Origin of the sequence: Caldicoprobacter faecalis (assembly GCF_900115765.1) — a bacterium.
GTDB classification, from domain to species: domain Bacteria; phylum Bacillota; class Clostridia; order Caldicoprobacterales; family Caldicoprobacteraceae; genus Caldicoprobacter; species Caldicoprobacter oshimai.
Genome location: NZ_FOXR01000061.1, coordinates 2,204 through 5,298, shown reverse-complemented (window position 1 = coordinate 5,298; position 3,095 = coordinate 2,204). Strand labels below are relative to the sequence as shown.

Annotated in this window: 2 rRNA genes; both read right to left on the bottom strand. The window is 56.9% G+C overall.

The features are described 5' to 3' along the window. Positions 1–115, bottom strand: a 5S ribosomal RNA gene (rrf, locus tag BM241_RS11800); the annotation flags it as partial. A 112-nt stretch (positions 116–227) separates the two neighbouring features. Next, positions 228–3,095, bottom strand: a 23S ribosomal RNA gene (locus BM241_RS11795).

Sequence of the window (3,095 nt, the reverse complement as noted above, 5' to 3'; positions counted from 1 at the left end):
CCGGCAACGACCTACTCTCCCAGAGGGTCTCCCCTCTAGTACCATCGGCGCTGAAGGGCTTAACTTCTGTGTTCGGAATGGATACAGGTGTTTCCCCTTCGCTATTGTCACCGGAATCTCTCTTTCCCTCTTCATTTTTCTCACTTCATTTTTCTCAAGGTGCTAACCGCGCCTCCTTAAAGCGCTCACTGCACCCTCAAAACCGCACAATGCAGAGCTACTCGATCAAGCCCTCGGCCTATTAGTATCCGTCAGCTAAGTGCATTGCTGCACTTACACCCCGGACCTATCTACCTCGTCTTCTTCGAGGGGCCTTACTCCGCTTACCGGATGGGAAATCTTATCTTGGGGTGGGCTTCACGCTTAGATGCCTTCAGCGTTTATCCCTTCCGTACTTAGCTACCCAGCTGTGCCACTGGCGTGACAACTGGTTCACCAGCGGTACGTCCATCCCGGTCCTCTCGTACTAGGGACGGCTCCCCTCAAATTTCCTGCGCCCGCGACGGATAGGGACCGAACTGTCTCACGACGTTCTGAACCCAGCTCACGTGCCGCTTTAATGGGCGAACAGCCCAACCCTTGGGACCTGCTCCAGCCCCAGGATGCGACGAGCCGACATCGAGGTGCCAAACCTCCCCGTCGATGTGGACTCTTGGGGGAGATCAGCCTGTTATCCCCGAGGTAGCTTTTATCCGTTGAGCGACGGCTCTCCCACTCGATACCGCCGGATCACTAAGCCCGACTTTCGTCCCTGCTCGAGGTGTCCCTCTCACAGTCAGGCCCCCTTCTGCCTTTGCACTCACCAGATGGTTCCCAACCATCCTGAGAGGACCTTTGGGCACCTCCGTTACCCTTTAGGAGGTGACCGCCCCAGTCAAACTGCCCACCTGACACTGTCCCGCTGCCGGATAACGGCCAGCGGTTAGAACCCCAGCACTGAAAGGGTGGTATCCCACCGTCGGCTCCTCATAGACTGGCGTCTATGATTCCCTGCCTCCCACCTATCCTGTACATCCAATGCCAAAGTCCAATATCAGGCTGCAGTAAAGCTCTACGGGGTCTTGCCGTCCAGTCGCGGGTAACCAGCATCTTCACTGGTACTACAATTTCGCCGGGCCCCTTGTCGAGACAGCGCCCAAGTCGTTACGCCTTTCGTGCAGGTCGGAACTTACCCGACAAGGAATTTCGCTACCTTAGGACCGTTATAGTTACGGCCGCCGTTCACTGGGGCTTCGGTTCAGAGCTTCGCTTTACGCTAACCCTTCCCCTTAACCTTCCAGCACTGGGCAGGCGTCAGCCCCTATACTTCCTCTTACGAGTTAGCAGAGACCTGTGTTTTTGTTAAACAGTCGCTTGGGCCTGTTCTCTGCAACCCACCTCCCGGTGGGCACCCCTTCTCCCGAAGTTACGGGGTCAGTTTGCCGAGTTCCTTGACAAGGGTTCCCCCGCTCGTCTTAGGATCCTCTCCTCGCCTACCTGTGTCGGTTTGCGGTACGGGCACCTGCACCCTCGATAGCAGCTTTTCTCGCCAGTGTGAGCCCGGCAGCTTCCCTACTTACCTTCGGTCCCCTTAACGGCTCAGCATTTACGGCAAGTGGTACTTCACTCACTCGCCTGCCTCGCCGCTTGGACGAGCCCTACCATCAGCTCGCTCTGCCTGCCCTCCTGTGTCACTGCCTCTCTCTGTCGGGTACAGGTGGTATCGGAATCTCAACCGATTACCCATCGCCTACGGCTCTCGCCCTCAGCTTAGGTCCCGACTTACCCTGAGCGGACGAACCTTCCTCAGGAATCCTTAGGCTTCCGACGGGGTGGATTCTCACCACCCTCTCGCTACTCATGCCGGCATTCTCTCTCGTATACAGTCCACCCTGCCTTCCGGTCGGGCTTCTGCCCTGTATACGATGCTCCCCTACCGCTCTACCTTATCGGCAGAACCCACGGCTTCGGTGTCAGGTTTGAGCCCCGAACATTTTCGGCGCAGGACCGCTCGACCAGTGAGCTATTACGCACTCTTTAAATGCATGGCTGCTTCTAAGCCAACATCCTGGTTGTCTTCGCAGTCCCACATCCTTTACCACTTAACCTGAACTTTGGGACCTTAGCCGGTGATCTGGGCTGTTCCCCTCTCGACTACGAAACTTATCTCCCGTAGTCTGACTCCCAAGCATCAAGCCGTGGCATTCGGAGTTTGATAAGGTTCGGTAAGCTCTCGCCCCCTAGCCCATTCAGTGCTCTACCTCCACGGCTCTTCACTTGAGGCTAGCCCTAAAGCTATTTCGGGGAGAACCAGCTATCTCCAGGTTCGCTTGGCATTTCACCCCTATCCACAGGTCATCCCCTGGTTTTTCAACACCAGTGGGTTCGGGCCTCCACGAGATCTTACTCCCGCTTCACCCTGCCCATGGATAGATCACCTGGTTTCGGGTCTACAGCAGCATACTTACTCGCCCTATTCGGACTCGGTTTCCCTACGGCTCCAGGCCTTCAAAGCCCTTAACCTCGCATGCCACTGTAACTCGCCGGCCCGTTCTGCAAAAAGTACGCGGTCGCGCACCTCGCGCTCCCACTGCTTGTAGACACAGGGTTTCAGGTCCTATTTCACTCCCCTCCCGGGGTGCTTTTCACCTTTCCCTCACGGTACTCCTTCGCTATCGGTCACCAGGGAGTATTTAGCCTTGGGAGGTGGTCCTCCCTGCTTCCCACAGGATTCCTCGTGTCCCGTGGTACTCTGGATCCCGACCAGGCCAACTGCCAGCTTTCGCCTACAGGGCTGTCACCTTCTCTGGCCCACCTTTCCAGGTGGTTCGGCTAGCCGCACTTGACCTATCCGGCCGGTCCTCAACCCCGTACTAGCATAAGCCAGTGCGGTTTGGGCTCCTCCCCTTTCGCTCGCCGCTACTCAGGGAATCGATCTTTCTTTCTTTTCCTCCGGGTACTAAGATGTTTCAGTTCCCCGGGTTCCCCTCCATGCCCTATGTGTTCAGACATGGATACCTGGCCTTACCGCCAGGTGGGTTCCCCCATTCGGAGATCTACGGGTCAACGCCTGCTTGCGGCTCACCGTAGCTTTTCGCAGCTTGCCACGTCCTTCC